A 17818-nucleotide genomic window follows, 5' to 3' on the forward strand; every position below is an offset into this window, starting at 1 on the left:
TTTAGTGAAACAATGGACGGAAGCTAGGGTAACCCTTCAGAGAATTACAAGTATTCTTAAGTGAGACGGGGGAAGTTGGACGGGGTTTGTTCAACATACTTGTATTCGTAACTCTTACGCATACAGCCAATATCTAGACCACTCAATTGTGCATACAGACCAATATCCAAGGGGTAAAGCACAACTCCTGGTAAAAGTGACGCATTCAGCCCAAGTTACGCATACAACCCCATATTCGGCACTGTATGCACAACTTCACCCCGCAAAATCCAGCAACAACCCATAATCCCCCCCATCCGCCGCCCGCAGGGCCGCGATATACCGTCGTCGTTCTTCCGAAGCAGATACCATTCCCGCTGCTCGCCAGGAGAAGGCGGTTTGTCCGAATACATTTTCCATCAATACATCCGCCATGATGCGGGAGTGCCGGCCATTCCCGTTGGGGAAGCAATGTATGCTGACCAGGCGGTGCTTGAAGCGCAGCGCAATTTCTGCCGGCGGGAAAGTCTCGTTTTCTATCCAGAATAAGGTGTCATCGAGTAAAATCCGGAGCTCGCGCCCGATCATCACCCAGCTCACGCCGATGTTTTTTTCGGAGCGACGAAACACGCCCGCCCATTTCCAGACGTCGCCGAACATCTTTTTGTGGAGCTTTTTCAGAAAGGCCTCGCTCAGCGCGGCTTCGGGCGTAAGTTTTTGCTTTTTGAGCCAGATTTTGGCCTTCGTGATGTTCAGTAGCTCAAATTCATCGAGCTCCCGCTGTAGGGTGATGGATTTCACCTTCAGGCCCGGCATTTCGTCTTCGCTGATGGGAGTTTGCCCTTCTTCGTGGTTGTACTTCAGTCCCACAGCTTCCGGTCTACCTTTCGCACCAGTTCCGACGCGATCTCCTTGACCATATAAGCCGCTCGTTCCTCGTTCACCATCTGGTTCTCCAGGCTCATCTGCTGGTTGGCGCTGCTGATGATCTCATTAGCCAGCTCGCGGGCGCGCTTTTCCACATAGTTTTCCAGGGTACCGTCTTTTGGGACGATGGCGTAGACCAGGTGCATATCAAGAGCTTCTGCCGCTTCGCGCAGATTTTGCAGGCTGATGCTTCCGGCAGCCTCTCTCGCCTCCAGTTGACTGACCGCCTGCCGGGAGATACCCATTTTACGGCCCAGCTGTGCCATCGTCATGTTCAGGGCAGACCGGATCGCTGCTACCCAACCGGATGGCGGGAGCTGCGAAGACTTCAACTCTTCGAAAGGAGCAATCTTCTGACTCAAGGAATTAACTTCTAAGTTTTTAGCATTCATGGCTTACGTAAACTTATGACTTGACAAATATAATGCTTTTGTTAAGCTTTAAGTTGACAGAATAAACTACAAAGTAAAGCTATGGCTTGCTCTATTTAAATATAAAGCAAGCGATAGGTTGCTAAACGCGGACGCTCGAAGGTCCCGCAATACTGCGGGACGCTTCGAGGACCGCTTAGCCCCGCCAAAGGGACCTCAAAGCGTCGTGGAGCGCGCCTTTCTCCCATTCACTCATTCAAGCATTCAAGCATTCACTCATTCACCTCCAACCGCTCCGGCCCCTTCCCGACCCGATCCGCGAGGTACATCTTGTCTTCGCAGAAGTAGAGTAACTCCTCGCGGATGAATTGCTTCACCTCTGCCGCTACGGCGTGGGGATACAGCAGGTGCAGGTTCGGTCCGGCATCCAGGGTGAAATACAGCGGATTGCCCGTATCCGCACGATAGCGATGAATTCGCTCGATCACCTGCAGGGTATTCGGCCGGATCAGGATGTAGGGCGGGTGGCTGCTCATCATCAGCGCGTGCAGCGTCAGCGCTTCGGATTCAAGGATTTCGCCGAAACGTTCCACGTTCCCGTGTTTCAACACGGAAAGCATCTCATCCGTTCTCCGGTTGGCCTGCGCGTAGCGCGCAGTGGCGTAGGGGTTGCCCTCCATCAGGCCGTGCCCCGCACGGCTGCTGACGGACTTCTCTGATTTAGAGATCAGCAGTATATCGTCGTGGTAATTTTTAAAGACCTCGTGCAGGCTCTCCGTTACGGAGACGGCGTACTCATCACTACTCCCGTCCAGGCCCGGGAGCTTGCCCCAAACGGCCGCACCGCCGTAGACGGATCGGCAGGCGCTGCCAGAGCCCAGTCGGGAGAGGTAACTCGCTTTCGCCAGAAACTCGGCCCGGTCCGCAAAGGGCTCAAATAATTCCTCTTCCAGACTGACCAGGCAAAGCGCTAACGCACTCATGCCGGAAGCAGAACTTGCAATTCCTGCCGAATGTGGAAAACTGTTGCTTGTTTCAATCGTAAAGCTTAATTGTTTTAAAAACGGATAAACCGGCAAAAGCTTCTCCAGGAAGGCTTTTGTCCGCTCCGTGAAGCCCGAATTTGGCGTTCCATCGAGCAAAAGGGCTACTTCGACGCTCTCTCCGGCCTCCTGACGGCTTTTATAGCGCAAGGTGGTATCAGTAGCTGCCCCACTCAGCGTAAAGCTCACAGAAGCGTTCTGTGGGAGTTGGTTTCCGTGTTTTCCCCAATATTTTACCAACGCAATGTTTGAAGGACTCCGCCATCGAATGGCTCCGGGAATAATTTCACTGCTGATGACGGTGAGGCTGGGGTTGTGGTAATTCAAAATATTACTATTTTTATAATATAAAATTGGTCGGGCTTTTATAACACCCCCCTCCCAACCGTTCGCTTCGCGTCTGCCTGCGGCGGTCCCAAGGGGGAGGGTCATTAAAACGCTAAGCGTTTCGGATAAAAATGATCGCAACTGCTCTTTCGTGCAACCGCCCGCAAAATACGAAGGGCCGGGTCAACCCGAAAGCTGCCCGACCCTAAGAGATCAAATTTGAAGTAGGTGATCTATCCCGGAAGGTTACTAACGATTAGAACCTTCCTTCTCTTTAGCCCGACGATCGCGCTGCATGGGGTTTTCACCGCCGCCACGGCTACGGCTCTTGTACAGGTCAAAACGACTTACTTCCGTTTGGGAAGGGTAGTAGTTGTTGCTACGGTCCGTGTCGGCTGTTTCCAGGAAAGGATCGAGGTTGATACTTTTTACTTCCTTGGTGAAGGGGAATACCTTACTCACCTTCTTGTAGTCCTTTCTCCAGATTTCAGCGGGGATGCGCTGTACTTCCGTCGTACCATCGGCAAAGGTAAACTCAAGAATGATGGGCATCACCAATCCACCCTTATTTTCAAAGGTAAGTTCGTAGTAATACTTGTTAGCGGCCAGCACGGCGCGCTCCGCGTCGTTCAGACCTTTGAGGTACTGCTCGTACTCTTCTTTATCCAATACGGTGCTGGACAGTGGATCGTATTCCGTGTAGAAGTCCCGTAGCGTACGGTCCTGCTCATCGTAGGTTTGGGCGATCTCTTCCCGGTTGCGGATCGTGCTGATGTTTTCCTCCCGGGCTTTCATCTGCTGCTTCGTCATTTCGTTTTCCACCATCGGGTTGCGGGTGTTAACCCGGAATGGCTCAACGCTGCTCAGGGCAATGTCGGTATGATCAGTGGTAAAGAACCAGCCGCGCCAGAACCAGTCGAGATCAATGCCCGAGGCATCTTCCATCGTCCGGAACAAATCAGCGGGGGCGGGGTGCTTGAACTTCCAGCGGTTAGCGTACTTCTTAAAGGCGTAGTCAAACTGCTCACGGCCCATGATCGTTTCCCGCAGGATGTTCAGGCCAGTAGCGGGCTTACCGTAGGCGTTGTTACCAAATTGCCAGATAGACTCGGAGTTGGTCATAATGGGCGAGATGAACTTCTTGTCACCTTTCATGTAGTCGACAATCTTATGGGCGGGGCCACGGCGGCTGGGGTAGTCCCGTTCCCACTGCTGTTCGGTCAGGTACTGCAGGAAGGTGTTCAGGCCTTCGTCCATCCAGGTCCACTGACGCTCATCGGAGTTAACGATCATCGGGAAGTAGTTGTGGCCTACTTCGTGGATGATTACCCCGATCATACCGTACTTCGTTCGTTCGCTGTAGGTGCCGTCTTCTTCGACGCGGCCGAAGTTGAAGCAGATCATGGGGTACTCCATACCGATGTTAGCGGCGTTGATGGACCATGCCACGGGGTAGGGGTAATCGAAAGTGTAGTGACTGTACCACTTCAGAGTGTGCGCAACGGCCTTCGTACTGAAGCGCTCCCAGAGTGGATTACCTTCTTTGGGGTACATAGACATCGCCATGACGGTGCTGCCGTCAGACTGCTTTACGGCCATTGCATCCCAGATGAACTTCCTGGAGCTGGAGAAAGCGAAGTCCCGTACGTTCTCGGCGTTGAAGTGCCAGGTCTTCTCTTTGGCAGACTTCGTCTTTTCGCGCTCTACGGCTTCCGCCTGGGTGGCGATGATGACGGGCTGGACGAATTCTTTAGCGGCCTCGTCCAGGCGCTTCCGCTGTTCACGCGTCAGCACGTCGTTCGGGTTCTGCAGGGTTCCGGTGGAGGCTACGAGGTGATCAGCCGGTACGGTGATCTTCACGTCGTAGTCGCCAAAGGTGAGGGCAAACTCACCACTGCCCAGAAACTGCTTATTCTGCCAGCCTTCGTTGTCGATGTAAACCGCCATCCGGGGAAAGAACTGGGCGATGGTGTAGAGGTAGTTATCGTCCTCTTCGAAGTACTCAGAGCCGGAGCGGCCACCGCCGTCTTTCATCCGGTCGTTGATGTTGTACCACCACTTTAGTTGCAATTCAGTGCTGGCGCCCGGCATCAGTGGTTCGGCCAGGTCTACCCGCATCATGGTTTTCTCGATGGTGTAGTTGGCGGCTTTACCGCTACCGTCTTTTACGTAGTCGATCTTGAAGCCGCCATCAAAGGTGGGCTCCAGGCGGGAAAGGCTGCGCAGGGTCATCCGTTCATTGACGTTGCTGGTACCAATCTTATAGGTATCGCTGTCGAGGGCACGAACGTTCTGGTCCAGTTGAATCCAGAGGTAGTCCAGCGCATCCGGAGAGTTGTTATGGTAGGTAATCTTTGAAGTACCGTAGATCTTCTGCTCGGCGTCGTCCAGACGAATTTCCATTTCGTAATCAGCCTGCTGCTGCCAGTATTCGTGGCCGGGTGCGCCGGCAGCATTACGGTATACGTTGGGGGTGGGAAGCTCGGTGTAGAGCTGGCGGAAAGGATTCTTATTGACGTTCTCCGTCTGGGCAAACAGACCAGCAGAGAGAACCATCAACAAGGCAAACAAAGTAATTCTCATTGGTATGGGGGTAATTGATAATAAGTGCTAAGGTAACTAATGGTGCTAACACAGATCAGACAAAGGTGTTCTACGGTCCTTTAGCATACATAAGAGGGCGCTACACGCAGGTGCAAGGTTGGTTTGTACCGCCGGCTTCAGCCGGCGGTGGGCAGACTAAACTCGGCCCTACAGCTCCCCCCTGCACCTGCGTGTAGCGCCCCAATGTTCCACGTGGAACAAAGGGAGCAGTGCCAAAAGAAAGAGGGTGATGTTCCACGTGGAACATCACCCTCTTATTACTCGTGTTTGAGCAGGTCTAACCAAAGGTTTTCCGCAGCCAATCCTTCACCGGCTCGTAGGCAGTGCTCATTTGTTTGGCTACCTTTTGCTTGTGTTCCAGCTCCTTCAGGCGAGTGGGAACCTCAATAGGATGGCCGAGGATACGCTCAACGTCAGGCTTGAATTTACTGGGGTGAGCTGTTTCCAGAATAACCCCACGGGTGTTGGGATTTTCCTTCTGCCACTCATTGAGCGCCAAATAACCAACCGCTCCGTGAGGATCAATAACGTAGCCAAAGCGTTCTTCTACTTCCCGTACGGCCTGTTCCGTGCTGGCGTCATCGTAGGCGTAGCCAGAGATCAGTTCCAGCATGGCAGCATGGGTAGCGGGGGAGGAGGCGTCTTTTCCGTTGACGTGACCGTAGAGATTGAGCATGCGGGCAAAGTTGCTCGGGGCTCCTACATCCATCGCATTGGAAAGCGTAGCTACCGAAGGACGGGGACTGTAGACACCACTACTCAGGAACTCCGGTACTACGTCGTTACGATTCGTAGCCGCAATGAAATGACTAACGGGAAGCCCCATTCGCTGCGCCAGCAATCCCGCCGTGAGGTTGCCAAAGTTGCCACTGGGAATACAGAAAGCAACGGGATCGCCCGCAGCGCCCAGTTGTTTATAGGCTTCGAAGTAGTAGAAGGACTGAGGAATCAGGCGGGAGATATTGATGCTATTGGCGGAACTCAGGCGAATCTCGCTACGCAGTTGCTCATCCAGGAAGGCCTGCTTCACGATGGCCTGGCAATCATCAAAGGTCCCGTCTACCTCCAGGGCGTGGATATTATGCCCCAGGGTGGTTAGTTGTTTTTCCTGCAAGAGACTCACCTTCCCCTTGGGGTAAAGGATCACCACCTGAATGCCCGGGGTCTTATAAAAGCCAGCCGCTACGGCACCACCGGTATCTCCGGAGGTAGCCACCAGAATGACTAATTCTTTATCGTTCCCTTTATTGAAATGCCCCATCAGGCGAGACATGAAGCGGGCACCGAAGTCTTTAAAAGCCAGGGAAGGGCCGTGAAAAAGCTCCAGCACGTAGCGCTTATCGTCCAGCTTAACTACGGGAGCGGGGAAGTTAATGGCGTCGTAGACCAAAGCTTTCAGCTCTTCGTCGGGCACATCATCTTGCAGAAGATGGCGGCTTACCTGAAAGCCGATCTCCGCAAAAGACATATAGGGTAGCTCCTTGAAGAAAGCTGCGGGCAGCGGCTCCAGGCGTTCGGGCATGAAGAGGCCATTGTCTGCCGGTAAGCCCCGGAAGATCGCTTCGGGTAAATCAGCCTTTAGCTCGGGGTTGTTAGTACTGTAAAACTGCATAGTTCAGATAGGGTAGGGAGGCGGTTAAAGAATAACGACGCCGTCCTGATTGATGGGAGAAACGTACAACTGGCTATTGACGCCATGAAGCGCAAAGGCCTCCTGCATACCCTGGCCCGCTGCCTGCGCCAGGTAGCCAGAATCACAAAGGGCAAAGACGGATGGGCCAGCACCACTGATGCTACAGCCCAGTGCCCCGCACTCGAGGGCTGCTTTCTTTACGTCGTCAAAGCCTTTGATCAGCTGCTTGCGCTGTGGCTCAACGATGTGGTCTTCCAGTGAGCGCCCGAGTAAGGGGAGATCATTGGTGTATAGTGCAGTGATAAAACTGGCGAGGCTTCCCGTCTGCCGGATAGCTTTCTTAAGGCTGATCGTATCACTCAGCACCGCCCGGGCATCCCGGGTGAGGATTTCAATGTCAGGGTGCACCACCGCAACCTGCAGGTTCTGGGGTACGGGCAGGTGATGAATATCCAGCGATTCGTTAGAGCGAATCAGGGTAATACCACCTACGAGAGAAGGGGCTACATTGTCTGCATGAAAGCTACCGTCCGCTACTTCTTCACCCAGGACGGAGAAGTAGAGCAAAGACTCCCGGCTCAGGGGTGCGCCCAGCAATTCATTGACGGCCACCACTGCGCCGGCTGCGCTGGCGGCGCTGGACCCTAAGCCACTGCCGAAGGGCATTTTCTTGTGCACCTCCAACTCAATACCCAGGTCTTCTTTTCCCAGATGCTTCAGCAAGGTGTAAGCCGCTACGCCAGCGGTATTCTCTAATACTTCGGTGGGCAAAATCTTATCGCCCGTGCCGGTGATGGCAACGATCTTAAGCCCTGTAATATCCGGGTTGAGCCGAGCGACGATCTCGTCTCCGGGCCGGTTAATGGCAAAGCCCAGGATGTCAAAACCAACGGCAACGTTGGCTACCGTAGCCGGTGCAAATACGCGTACTTCTTTCATTGGGCCTTAGCTTAAGAATTTACCGATCTTGATGATTTCTGCGAAGACACCTGCTGCCGTTACTTCGGCTCCGGCACCGGGGCCACGAACAACCAGTGGGCGTTCGCGGTACCGGTCCGTCGTGAAGACGATCATGTTATCGCTGCCACTCAGGTTGTAGAATGGACTGTCCGTATCAACGGCCTGCATACCAACGCTGGCCTTCTCGCCTTCCAGAGTAGCAATCATCCGTAGTACTTTGCCTTCGGCTTTAGCGTCAGCCTGGAGCTTAGCGAAGTAATCCTGATTGTTTTCCAGCACCTGGAAGAAGTCGTCTACGGACTCCGCCTCCATCGCTCCTTCGGGGAGGAAGCTCTTCAGCTCGATGTCTTTGGCTTCCAGCGCAACGCCGGTCTCGCGGGCAAGGATGAGAATCTTACGACCAACGTCTTTACCGGAAAGATCAACCCGGGGGTCCGGCTCCGTGAATCCTTTCTCTTTGGCTTCGCGGACGATCTCGTCGTAAGGTCGGCTACCATCGAAGTTGTTGAAGATGTAGCTCAGGGAGCCACTCAGTACTCCCTCAATTTTCCGGATGCGGTCTCCGCTGTCCAGCAGATCCCGCAGAGTAGAGATGACGGGCAGGCCGGCACCAACGTTGGTTTCGTAATGGAACTGTACACCGCGCTTAGCGGCGATGGCCTTTAGGCGCTGGTACTGCTGGTAGCTGCTGGAGGTGGCTACTTTATTAGGAGTAGAGATACTGATGCTCTCATCCAGAATGCCTTCGTAGTAGGTCGCGATTTTATCGTTCGCGGTGTTATCTACGAAGATGCTGTTGCTGAGATTGAGGTCCCGCATCCGGCCAACGAAGACGGCCAGGTCTGCTTTGGTCTCACTTGCCTTCAGGCGTTTCTTCCAGTCTGTATCCAGCTCCAGGCCTTCCACATCGAAGATCATCTTTTTGGAGTTGGCCATACCAACAACCTTCACTTCCATCCCCAGCTTTTCGCGGAGGTATTCGTTTTGCTCTCGGATCTGGCGTAGCAGCGTACTGCCGATTAAGCCGACACCCACGATGAAGAGGTGGAGCGTTTTATAGTCCGACAGGAAGAAGGCCTCGTGCAAAGCGTTGAGCGCTTTGTTTTCGTCTTCGCGGGGAATGACGACGGAAACGTTCAGCTCGCTGGAGCCCTGAGCAATGGCCACGGCGTTGATACCGTTCTTGCCCAGCGCCTGGAAGAGGCGGCCGGAGATGCCCGGCTGGTAGCGCATGTTCTCACCGATGATGGCAACAACGCTGAGTTCACGTTCAACTTTGACGGCGTTCACGACGCCTCGTTCGATTTCGTACTCGAAGGCTTTCTGTACGGCCTTCTTCGCTTTATCCGCATCGTCCGGCTTAACGGCGAAGCTGATCGCGTGTTCGCTGGAGCCCTGGGTGATGAGGATGATGTTGACCCCTTCGGTTGCCAGGCCACTGAAGAGCCGGGCGGAAATGCCCGGCACGCCGAACAGTCCGCTACCCGAAAGCGTCAGCAGTGCAATGTTGTTGATGGAGCTGATGCCCCTGACGGCTACACCATCCCGACTACTCTCCTCACTAACTTTAGTGCCCGGAAAAGACGGATCAAAAGTATTCTTAATATATAACGGAATGCGTTTGTGTAGCGCCGGCATCAGCGTTGGCGGATAAATCACCTTTGCCCCGAAGTGGGACATCTCCATGGCTTCCGCATAAGTCATCATCGGAATGGTGAAGGCTTTCTTTACCCGGCGCGGATCAGCGGTGAGTACGCCGCTTACGTCCGTCCAGATTTCAATAGCGTCCGCCTGCAGGCCCGCTGCGATGAGAGAAGCGGTGTAATCTGACCCACCACGGCCGAGCGTGGTTGTCAATCCGCCTTTAGCCGAAGCCACAAAGCCCGTAACCACCTGAACCTTAGGGTGTTCGGTGTAATAATTACGTATTACCTGGTAGGTTTTGTCGAAATCAACCTTTGCGCTGCTGAAGTTTTTGTCCGTCCGGATAATTTTACGGGCGTCGAGGTACTCAGCGGGGATCCCTGCGTGGCGCAGGGTCTGGGCGATGATGTAAGCCGAGGAGCGTTCGCCAAAACTGAGGACGTAGTCCATCGTCCGTGGGCTGGCTTCCCGAACGAGAAAAATACCGTAGAGCAGGTTCTTGAGTACTTCGTGGGACTTCTTCATCTTGTCTGCCGTTTCCTTGCGGAGGTCTCCGGCAGGCAGCAGTTCTTTGATGGCGTCCTGATGCCGTTTGGCAAAAGCCTGGAAGGCTTCGCCGTAGCGATCGTCTCCGGTAGCGGCAATGGAGCTCATTTCAATTAAGCTGTCGGTCACTCCGCCAAAGGCGGAGAAGACTACGGTGAAGTGATCACCGGAAGCGTAATAATCTTTGAGGATATCAACGATGCCGCGAATGCGTTCCGGCTTAGCGACGGATGAACCGCCGAACTTGAGGACTTTCATGGGAAATTTTCACTTGGCTGGGGGCTGGCGTTACGCAGCCCACTAAAAAGTCCGTAAAGATGTGGAAATTAAACGTTTCTCTCCCGCTTTGCCGATAACAATGGTGGGGGGAATTACGATTGGAGAACCCGTATTAACGATTAACAATCTTAAGGAGAGGCCGGAATTCGTATAAAGTAGGGACACGTGTCGTACCGGGCCTGCTTATTTCAACAATGCGGTTTTGCTCCAGTTCTTTCAGTATCCTGATTAATGTTCTCTTTCCAACTCCGGGTAACTGATAAAAGGTAGTGTTACTGAAAATTGGATTACTAAAGATGAAATCCTGCGTACTTCCTGCGTGCACAGAATTAGTTGCTTTAGCAATAACTGACTTCATTTCCTCATAAAGATCTAGTGTACTCTTTGCTTGCCCAATCGTTTTTTGTGCTTGCTCTACAACACCGTTTAGAAAAAAAGTTATCCAGCCATTCCAGTCTTCACTTGTGCTGATTGCTTGTAACCGATGATAATATTCAGACCGGTTCGCCTCCAGGTAATCACTCATGTAGAAAAAAGGCTGGTGAATCACTTCCTTATGATACAGGAATAGCGGAATCAGAATCCTGCCCAACCTACCATTTCCATCAAGAAAAGGGTGTATGACTTCAAACTGAGCATGCATAATCGCCAATTGAATCATGACATCTTCACCTTCTGCATGCAAATATTTTTCCCATTCATAAAGTGCTTCCAGCATAGCTGGTGGAGATGGAGGTACGTGTGATGCTGTTTCAAGCGTACTTCCTGGCGGGCCAATCCAATTCTGTATTCTACGAAAGTTGCCACGGTCACTATGTTGCCCCCTTACACCATTCATCAATACACTATGAATCGTTCGAATAACATTGAGTGTTAAAGGCAATTTTTCCATCTCGTCTTTACCGGCCAACAGTGCCGTACGATAGTTTAAAACCTCTTCAAGGTCATCTTTGTCCGTACCTAGAGGCGTACGTTTTCCGTCAAAACTAGCGATATCCTCAAAGGTCGCTCTGGTACCTTCAATCTTGGAGGACAAGACTGCCTCCTTATTTCTTAGCGGCGATATTAGTAATTCAGGACTAACGACTGCTCTTAATATACCGTCATACCGTGCTACAGATCGATTAGCCTTCCCCGCCAGAGGAATTAGCTGACGAAAATTCAGGTCCTTAATTGGCAACCGATGTGGAATAAAAGGCTTCACTGGTCGAAGATAAGAAAAAATTAGTGCCAAAAATTAAAAAAATGGCACTAATAGCCATTAATAATCCCCATTAGTGACACGTGTGTCACTAATGGGGATTATTAGTGACACGTGTGTCACTAATCCCCATATCATTGCTCATCCAGTTAAACTCCCCCATTTGGGGCCGGGGCGGAGCCCCGAATGGGGGCTGCACCTGCGTCCGCGCCCACTACTCCAAAAGCTCCTCCGGCCGTAAGCCCAAAGCCCAGTCCTCTAACCTGCGCATTTCCACTGCCTCTTCCTCCGTCTTATCTCCCTGCCCACAAAGATGGAGCACCCCGTGAATGATGACCCGGTGGAGTTCATCCTGATAAGCGACCTGCAGGTCAGCCGCGTTATCGGCAACCCGTTCCGTAGAGATAAAAAGATCTCCGGAAACCAGGGGGAAAGTTTCGTAGGGGAAAGTGATGATGTCCGTCAGGGTATCATGATCCAGGAACTCAACGTTCATCTGGTGCAGGTACTCGTCTCCGCAAAAAATATAATTGATGGCCCCTGCCTGGCCTTCCTTCTGTTGAATAACGGTTTCAATCCACTGCCGTAAAAGCGGCTCTTGTGCAGTCGGTACTTCCGTACCTCCTGTTTCGGTGTGGAACAATATGTCCTGCTCCAAATTACTTAATCTTAAACTGCATCTCTACGGTAGAACCACCGTTGATGTAACGAATCTTATCACAGAGTTGATTCATCAGGAACACGCCCCGGCCACCACATTCGCAAAGGCGTTCGGGTGAGGTTGGGTCAGGAAGCTGGTCGTAGTTAAACCCGCAGCCCTGATCACTGACGCGTACGGCCAGACCGCTGCGCGTCTGTGCTAGTTTGATGCTTACCATTTTGGACCGATCCTGCTTGTTACCATGAATGATGGCATTGTTTACCGCCTCGGTGAGGCTGATGAGCATGTTCGTATGCTTTTCCTGATCTAGTTTATATCGATCAGCAATTTGGCTGACGTACTTCTCCACCTTGGTAATGTTACTTGGATCTGAAGCTAGCTTTAGCATATAAGTCTAAATAAGTGAGTTGAATTCTGACAAAAACCTCTTGTGGGTAATATAACAACATTACTCAGCAATTTGGTTGACTTTACCGCAAACTGATTTTCAGGAGGTCCTGACACTCAGCGACTAAAGCACCACGGCACTAGTACCGGATAAATTCGATAATGTTCGAATTTTCCTCCTGTATCTTACTTATCTCCACGCAGGGAGCGGAAGTATTCATCCACCAGTCCCTGGAAATAAGGATTCAACTCAGGTGTTACCCGCTTGAACATTTCAATTTCGGCTTTGCGCTGCTTCAGGTATTTTTCCAGGCTTGGTGGAATTTCCTTACGCTGCTGCTCGGCCGTTTCCGACTTGCGTTTTTCTTCCATTTTCTGTTCCCGCTCCGCCCGTTCGTGCTCGAGCATTTTGCTAAGGATTTCCTGCTGCCGCTCCATCATCTGATTGGTCAGGCGCTTATTCACCAAGTCCTCTTCGGCCTGATTCATTTTATCAATCAGTTCCTGTAGCTCGGGGTCCGTTCCTTCGCCACCCTGCTGCCGGGCTTTCTGCTTCGCTTCGAGGGCCTTGCGCAGTGCCGCCTGCCGGGCGGCCATCTTAGCGAACTCCTTACTGGAGCCACCTTCACCGCCTTTGCCGTCTTCTCCTTTTTTCAAACCTTCCTTCATGCCTTCCATGGCATCGTTCAGACTACGCTGAGAATCGCTTCCCGGATTATCGCTGGGTTTTCCAGGTTTGTTCCCCTTGCCAGAGCCCGGGTTTTCACACTGCTGGTCACCAGCCATCATACCCGCCATTTGCTGCTGCATGTTCTCCATGCTCTCGTTGAGCATGAGGGCCAGATCGTTCAGACCGGTCATCGCACGCTGCTGCACGTTGGCCGCTTGTGGCGTCCGGCGTTCTTCCAGTTCGCTAACCGTCTTTTTCAAATTACCCCGAATCTCCGTCACTTTCTCCGTGATGAAGGTTTCGATCTGTGCGTTACGCTTAGCCAGCGCATTCAAAGAATCGCGGACCAACTCAAAGTCATTATTGATCTGGAACTGATCCTGAACCAACTCTACAAAACGAGGCGTGTTGACGGTCGTCTTGTTGATGTTATTCATCGTCTCTTCCTGGTCGAAACTCAGATCAACGATATTCTCCAGCAACTGACGAAGCGCATCCATGTCCTCTTCCATGCCTTCCTGCTGCATGCTCTCCATGGCCGCACTCATTGATTCGGCCATTTCCTTCATCTTCTGTCCGGCCTTCTTCTGCTTTCCGGCGGCGGCTTCGTTTTCTTCTTTTTTCAGTTCTTCCTGAGCGCCCTCCATGTCTTCCTTGACTTCTTCCTGGGCTTCCTCCTGCGTATCGAGGTCCATTGGCTTTTCGAGCTCTTCGTTTTTCTCTTCCATTTCCTCCATCTTCTCCTGGAGTTCCTCGAATTCTTCCTTGATCTCTTCCTGCTTTTCTTCCAACTCTTCCTGAGGGGTTTCTCCCTTTTCGGTTTCCTCGGCCAGCTTCTCCTGCTCTTCAGCGAGTTCTTCCAGCTTTTCGATGGTTTCCTGCATCTCTTTTTCTACCTCCAATTGTTTGAAGAGTTCGAGCATGCGGTCGAGTTCGGCTTCCGTTTCTTCGTCGGAGAGTTCCATCTCCTCCATTTTCTCCAGGGCCTCATCTTTTTCCAGTTCCTCCATGAGTTCCTGAATCTGCTGCATGAGCTCCTGCATCTCCTGGTTCAAAGATTCTTCGAACATCTCCTGCAGCTTTTCCTGCTTTTGCAGAATCTGCTCGTCCTGAGATTTCTCTTCGTTCTGAATGTTTTCTTCAAAGGCTTTCTGAGCTTCATTGATCTGCTTCTGCACCTCCTGCTGGCGTTCGGCCAGCTTTTCGAGTTCCTTGCGCATCTTCCAGTCCATCTCCTTTTCCTGCAACATTTTTTCGCGCAGTTCCCGGGTCTGTTCCTGAAGGTCCTTCGTTGCTTCGAGGGCTTTTTTCAGTTCTTCCTTTACTTTATTGTCGTTGGCATCCGCCTGCTCTTCGAGCTCTTCTTCGCTGGGGCTGCGGAAAGCCATTACGCCAGTACGGGCACTTTTGGCACCGTTAACGCCGTCGTTGTCAAAGGTTTCAAAGTAGTAGGTTAGTTCATCACCGGGCTGTAGGTCCAGGTCGGTGTTCAGATCCCAGACGTAGTCATAGGGCGTTTGCTTTCCGGCGGGGCCGCTGATGGGGATGATCTGCTTGTCCGACTCTGCCCCCGTTTCTCCATCCTTAATGATGTAGACGAAGTTCAGCTTACTGATGCCATGGTCATCACTGGCTTCGCCAACGAAGAAGAGTAACTTCTCGTCGGTGCTATCCCGGAAAGTTTCAACGCTGATCTGCGGGTAGAGATCGGGAATAACGTTGAGAGTGTAGCTTACCGAATCGGCCAGTGGCAAACGTTCGTTGCCGATAAAAAGCGTGTAGCGATCATTTTTCATCGCCCGTTTATCGAAGCTGTAGAGGTTGCTGCCGTCGCGACGAAGTTCGTTGTACTCTCCTTCACTACTGAAGCGGAGATCAATGTTATCGGTGTTCTCCGTATCAAAGGACCATTTCAGACGGGTGCCGGCGGGAACGGTCAGGTCTCCGATGTTGGCCAGCTGCTCGTCGCGGCGACCGAGGTAGCCGGGGTAATCAACGTCTACGGTAAAGGCCGCGATATTGGGCTTGGGTAATACCTCGAGGGTGTAATCCTTACTTTCCACTTCCGCAGCGGAAAGTTTGAAGGCTGTATTCTGTTGAACGTTGCTGAACTGATAGGTAAAGGTTCCGGCATTTTCTTTCTGCAGACGGTAGCGGTAGCCGTCCACTTCGATGTAAGCTTCGGCGGGCAGAACATCACCGTCTACTTTCACGGTGAGGGGGAAGTCTCCGTACTGAATGACTTCCAGATCATCGGATTGTTCCACGACAAAAGAGAAGGGGGCGGGCCGTTCGAACACTTCGTTGTTGCGAATCAGACGGTTAGTAGAATCCTTGATCAGGCTCGGGGCAACGATCATAATGCCCGCCAGCAAAGCCAGGGGCGGTAGTGCATACTTAAGGTAGCGGCGGTTTTGGCTCAGATCAATGGCGGAGCGGAAAGGAACCGGGCTGATTTCAGAAGCTTTCTGATCAATGGAAGCCAGCAACAGGCTAGTATCCGCGGCACCATTTGCCTGCCGGCGAAGTTGAAGTACATTAAGCAGCTTATCCTTTACGTTAGTAAAATGCTGACCGATAATGTCCGCCGCTTTATCGTGACTGATCACAGCTCCCAGACGGAAATAACGGGCCAGGGGTAACAATACCCAACCGGCAAAAGCCACGAGGCTAAGTCCGACAAAACCGAAGAACATCATCTTACGCGTTCCGGGGTTGAAGAAGAACTGAGACTCCAGCAAACTCACCACCAGAAAAAGTGCAAGCACAAGGCCGACGGTGTAGAGCAGACCTCGGATAACGCTGTTCATGTAGTACTTGCGCGTAAAGGCGTCAAGTTTGGCGATCAGCTGGTCGTAATGATTCGATTGGGGCATAATTGGAAAGCTTCTGTAACACTCAAGGAGTCCGTTATAAACGGGCTCAAAACGGTGAACAAGATACGGAAAGCGTTTGGTTTACTACTAACGTAGTTTTAGGCGTTAAAATTAGGCGTTTTATCGGCCCTATGTCGGGGTTTAACAAACCATTGGGCGCTCACCGCGGGTGCGGGGGGAGGTTTTCAGAGCAGGGGGGCTCTCTATCCTATGCGATATATTGGTAATATTGATGATTCCCAGCGAGGAACGTAATCGCCGCGCAGCGGACGATGGAGTTCCTCGAAAACGTGGCGATACATCTTCATTCAACGCTGTTTACGCCCCCGCCGCCCATACATCAGCCCCCCCACCCCGATCAAGTAGACAACCGCTAAAGCCTGCGGCCAAACGCTATCGGCAACGCCTAGTTTCCCCAACAGCAGATCAAAGTTCTTAGCTGCCAGAAAGCCGGCCACCAGCAAACCTGCCATATTTTGCCAGTGGGCATTGATGTTATTTTTCAGCAGCTCCCGATCGTTAGCGAAAACCAACACAATGGCAGCGATGAAAGGAAGCAGAAAACCATTCGCTACCTGTGCGGCGAGAATGACACCGATAATATCGAGCTCAAGACAAGCGACCAATAAGCCGACGGCCAGCACCCCGCCCCAGATGATTCGGAAAGGCGTTGAGGTATTCCCCATCTCGCGGCCCAGCAACTCCCGGCCGGCAAGGCCGGCCGCCAACGGCGCCGTCACCGCGGAGCTAAAGCCGGCGGCAAAAAGCCCGAAGCCCAGCACCCCCTTGCTCATTTTACCCAGGCTTGCATCCAGCGTCCGCGCCAGATCCGCAAAAGTGGTGAAGCTACCCGCTACACTTGCCACCAAAACAATACTCATCGTGATGATGGCCCCTACGATAAAAGAGCCCGCCAGTCCCATCCGCATTTCGTTAAGCTTTTGCCCTTTGCTCAGTCCTGCGGCCAAAAAGAAATTATAGGGCACGATCGTAGTGCCCACCAAACCAATAATGGTTGCCGTAGCCACTTCTCCCCCGCCGGTCAGTGAGCGGTCACTAAACAGCAAAAAGACCGCGGCGATTACAAAAGCGATGCCCATCAATACTACAATGTTTGATAGTGCTTTACCAATTAGTCGGGTGTCTCCCTTCCACAAAATCAAGACCGCCAACAGACCAATTAACAGTACCCAAAGCCGGTGAACGGGCATCAGTAACTGAGCCCCGCTTAAGGCGCCCAGCAAATTCCCGGCCTGATAAGCCATACAGCCTAACACTACCGCCCCAAAGCAAGCGTAGGCCAACAACTTTCCTCCTTTTCCCAAAATCCCCCCCAGAGACTGTTCGCTCACCAGGGTTATTCTGGCCACCATCTCCATCAGCAGCAAACCCGCAACGGCCGCCAACAAAACATAGGGCAGATAATACCAGCCCCCCTGGCTTCCTGCTTTAGCCGCAGTGGTAACGGTGCCCGGACCAATAAAGGCAGCAGCGATAAGAGACCATACAATCGCACGGGAAAAAGAAGACTTCGACATTAAGAGAAAAGATTGAACGACGAGATGACAGCAAGTTAGTTTTAATTCGTCGTTAATCAAGCTCCCCCCGGCTAGCCCTCCCGTTTTACTGTCCTTCTTTTATCCGGCCAGAATAGCAAAAGGCAAAAGAAAAATTCGGTGGAAAAGTACCACCTGAAATGGCGAACTTTCG

General features: G+C 52.2%; 12 protein-coding genes. All 12 read right to left on the reverse strand.

The annotated features are described in order from the left end of the window. Positions 1-255: 255 nt before the first annotated feature. Entirely contained in the window at positions 256-849 is a 594-nt protein-coding gene (locus tag BM123_RS08625; protein WP_090167338.1) for a mobile mystery protein B, read from the reverse strand. Further along, the gene (locus BM123_RS08630; protein WP_090167340.1) at positions 840-1298 is read right to left on the reverse strand and encodes a mobile mystery protein A; all 459 of its coding nucleotides are present in this window, start codon (positions 1296-1298) and stop codon (positions 840-842) included. The genes BM123_RS08625 and BM123_RS08630 overlap by 10 nt, the downstream gene beginning before the upstream one ends. Before the next feature lie 251 nt (positions 1299-1549). Continuing rightward, positions 1550-2647, reverse strand: coding sequence for a diphosphomevalonate/mevalonate 3,5-bisphosphate decarboxylase family protein (locus BM123_RS08635; protein ID WP_245748474.1), 1098 nt, complete (start codon positions 2645-2647; stop codon positions 1550-1552). Positions 2648-2896: 249 nt separating this feature from the next. Next, a complete protein-coding gene (locus tag BM123_RS08640) occupies positions 2897-5230 on the reverse strand; it encodes a M1 family metallopeptidase (RefSeq protein ID WP_090167342.1) in 2334 nt (777 codons plus the stop codon). Between the two features lie 298 nt (positions 5231-5528). Beyond that, on the reverse strand, positions 5529-6863 hold the full coding sequence (gene thrC, locus BM123_RS08645; protein WP_090167344.1) for a threonine synthase: 1335 nt from the start codon (positions 6861-6863) through the stop codon (positions 5529-5531). Between the two features lie 24 nt (positions 6864-6887). After that, complete coding sequence (locus BM123_RS08650) at positions 6888-7823, reverse strand: homoserine kinase (RefSeq protein WP_090167346.1); 936 nt, start codon at positions 7821-7823, stop codon at positions 6888-6890. 6 nt (positions 7824-7829) lie between these two features. After that, positions 7830-10292 (reverse strand): bifunctional aspartate kinase/homoserine dehydrogenase I, encoded by a 2463-nt coding sequence (gene thrA / locus BM123_RS08655; protein WP_090167348.1) that lies wholly within the window; start codon positions 10290-10292, stop codon positions 7830-7832. 133 nt (positions 10293-10425) lie between these two features. Further along, positions 10426-11517 carry a Fic family protein gene (locus BM123_RS08660; protein WP_175489304.1) on the reverse strand — a complete coding sequence of 364 codons (1092 nt, stop codon included), beginning with the start codon at positions 11515-11517 and terminating at the stop codon, positions 10426-10428. 211 nt (positions 11518-11728) lie between these two features. Further along, a complete protein-coding gene (gene ybeY, locus BM123_RS08665; protein ID WP_090167351.1) occupies positions 11729-12172 on the reverse strand; it encodes an rRNA maturation RNase YbeY in 444 nt (147 codons plus the stop codon). 1 nt (position 12173) lies between these two features. After that, a complete protein-coding gene (locus BM123_RS08670) occupies positions 12174-12563 on the reverse strand; it encodes an ATP-binding protein (protein WP_090167352.1) in 390 nt (129 codons plus the stop codon). 185 nt (positions 12564-12748) lie between these two features. Further along, the gene (locus tag BM123_RS08675) at positions 12749-16108 is read right to left on the reverse strand and encodes a DUF4175 family protein (RefSeq protein WP_090167354.1); all 3360 of its coding nucleotides are present in this window, start codon (positions 16106-16108) and stop codon (positions 12749-12751) included. 308 nt (positions 16109-16416) lie between these two features. After that, positions 16417-17646, reverse strand: coding sequence for an NRAMP family divalent metal transporter (locus BM123_RS08680; RefSeq protein WP_090167356.1), 1230 nt, complete (start codon positions 17644-17646; stop codon positions 16417-16419). Between the last annotated feature and the right edge of the window lie 172 nt (positions 17647-17818).

Source organism: Neolewinella agarilytica, from assembly GCF_900110645.1.
Classification (GTDB): domain Bacteria; phylum Bacteroidota; class Bacteroidia; order Chitinophagales; family Saprospiraceae; genus Neolewinella; species Neolewinella agarilytica.

Excerpts from the sequence above, each read along its gene's own strand:
- BM123_RS08630 (WP_090167340.1), bottom strand. The coding sequence starts at position 1,298 with ATGAATGCTAAAAACTTAGAAGTTAATTCCTTGAGTCAGAAGATTGCT.
- BM123_RS08640 (WP_090167342.1), bottom strand. The coding sequence starts at position 5,230 with ATGAGAATTACTTTGTTTGCCTTGTTGATGGTTCTCTCTGCTGGTCTG.
- thrC (WP_090167344.1), bottom strand. The coding sequence starts at position 6,863 with ATGCAGTTTTACAGTACTAACAACCCCGAGCTAAAGGCTGATTTACCC.
- BM123_RS08650 (WP_090167346.1), bottom strand. The coding sequence starts at position 7,823 with ATGAAAGAAGTACGCGTATTTGCACCGGCTACGGTAGCCAACGTTGCC.
- thrA (WP_090167348.1), bottom strand. The coding sequence starts at position 10,292 with ATGAAAGTCCTCAAGTTCGGCGGTTCATCCGTCGCTAAGCCGGAACGC.
- BM123_RS08670 (WP_090167352.1), bottom strand. The coding sequence starts at position 12,563 with ATGCTAAAGCTAGCTTCAGATCCAAGTAACATTACCAAGGTGGAGAAG.
- BM123_RS08675 (WP_090167354.1), bottom strand. The coding sequence starts at position 16,108 with ATGCCCCAATCGAATCATTACGACCAGCTGATCGCCAAACTTGACGCC.
- BM123_RS08680 (WP_090167356.1), bottom strand. The coding sequence starts at position 17,646 with ATGTCGAAGTCTTCTTTTTCCCGTGCGATTGTATGGTCTCTTATCGCT.